Genomic DNA, 1,440 nt, shown 5'->3' with positions numbered 1-1,440 from the left:
TACGGCAGCCGCCGTTTGAGATCTTGCTGGTGGAGCGGGGTGGACGCGAGGCGGCCACCGCGTGATCGTCTGTACGTTGTGGACATAACTTCAGATCTTGCGGTGGCCGCGTGCCACAGCGTAGCGGTTGGTCGGTGGGAACGGGTGCTGGCCGAGGTGCTGGGCTGCTTCGCGGGCCGGTTCCGGCGGGTGGAACCGCGCCGGGCGGCAGGACAGTTCGTGACCGGGCTGCTGTCCGATCTTGAGGTCAAGACGTGTTGGCAGTTGGCCGAGCAGGCCGGGCATGCCCGGCCGGACGCGATGCAAAGGTTGTTGTACCGGGCGGTGTGGGACGCCGACGCCGTGCGTGATGACCTGCGGCAGTTGATCGCCGACCGGTTCGGTGGTCCGGACGCGGTCCTGGCCGTCGACGAGACCGGCGATCTGAAGAAGGGTGTTCACACGGTCGGGGTGCAACGCCAGTACACCGGCACGGCAGGGCGGATCGAGAACAGCCAGGTCGGAGTGTTCCTGGGCTACGCCGGCGCCGACGGGCACACCTTGATCGATAGGCGGGTCTATCTGCCGGCGTCGTGGACCGAGGACCGGGATCGCTGCCGAGCCGCAGGCGTGCCCGACGAGATTGACTTCGCCACCAAGTCAGAGTTGGCCGCTGAGATGATCACCGCGGCCCTGGACGCCGGGGTGCCGGCCGGGTGGGCGGCTGCGGACGAGGCCTACGGCAACAGCAGCGTCTTCCGCGCACACCTGCGCGAGCATCAACTCGGCTATGTCCTGGCGGTGTCCCGCAGCCATCTGGTGCCGATCGACGGCGGCAAAACCCGGCTTCGCGCTGACCGGATCGCCGCTGACCTGCCCGCCTCGGCGTGGCAGCGCCGCTCAGCCGGCGCAGGGTCCAAGGGCCCGCGTTTCTACGACTGGGCCTGGCTCGACGACGTGTGCACCGACGCTGACCCCGACGACGGCGGCCGGCACAGCCTCCTGATCCGCCGCAACATCACCACCGGTGAGCTGGCCTTCTACCGCTGCTGGACCCCCAGACCGGCGACCCTCACCCACCTCGTGCGGGTCGCCGGCATCCGCTGGAGCATCGAGGAAAGCTTCCAAGCCGCCAAGAGCCAGGTCGGCCTGGACCAGCACCAGGTCCGCCACTGGGACTCCTGGCACCGCTTCACCACCCTCGCCCTGGCCGCCCTCGCCGTCCTGACAATCTGCGCCGCCGCCGCCGACCGAGCCGACGCCGCATTGATCAAAGTCACCGTCAACGAGATCCGCCGCCTGATCAACGCCTGCATCATCCGCCCGAGCAGCAACCTCACCCACCGTTTGCACTGGTCAGGCTGGCGACGCCAACATCAAGCCCGAGCCCGCCGAGCCCACTACACACGCCGCCTCAACCTCGAACTCCAACCATGATCCCGAACGGCGGCTGCCGTACTA

At 68.5% G+C, this 1,440-nt stretch carries 1 protein-coding gene; it reads left to right on the top strand.

Annotation, left to right across the window (positions count from 1 at the left end; all coding sequences use genetic code 11):
- The first annotated feature begins 159 nt into the window (after nt 1–159).
- The gene (locus ACFQ4H_RS34775) at nt 160–1,416 is read left to right on the top strand and encodes an IS701 family transposase (RefSeq protein WP_377579524.1); all 1,257 of its coding nucleotides are present in this window, start codon (nt 160–162) and stop codon (nt 1,414–1,416) included.
- Nucleotides 1,417–1,440 lie beyond the last annotated feature (24 nt).

Origin of the sequence: Micromonospora sonneratiae, assembly GCF_042679305.1 — a bacterium.
Taxonomy (GTDB): domain Bacteria; phylum Actinomycetota; class Actinomycetes; order Mycobacteriales; family Micromonosporaceae; genus Micromonospora_H; species Micromonospora_H sonneratiae.
The sequence above is the reverse complement of the archived record's forward strand: the minus strand, read 5'-3'. Positions and strand labels throughout refer to the sequence as shown.